1 pseudogene is annotated in these 215 nt (G+C 74.9%); it reads left to right on the top strand.

The annotated features are described in order from the left end of the window. Positions 1-19: 19 nt before the first annotated feature. Positions 20-215, top strand: a pseudogene (locus J0695_RS43105) (hypothetical protein); the annotation flags it as partial.

Below are 215 nucleotides of genomic sequence, written 5' to 3' on the forward strand. Positions count from 1 at the left end.
GCCATCGCGACGGCTGAGCATGGACACGCTGACACGGCTCTCCCGGACCCGGCAGAGCGTCCCCCCGCCGCCCCGGCGCCTGGAGCTGCCGCCGGGCAAGCGCACCCAGCTGGGCTGCGACGCGGTCGGCATCCCGGAGGACTTCTCGCACCGGATCATGACCCGCCTCCCCCGCGTCGGCTGCGTCTACGCCGACCAGGGCCTGTGGTGGTGGG

Origin of the sequence: Streptomyces beijiangensis, assembly GCF_017315755.1 — a bacterium.
GTDB classification, from domain to species: Bacteria; Actinomycetota; Actinomycetes; order Streptomycetales; family Streptomycetaceae; genus Streptomyces; species Streptomyces beijiangensis.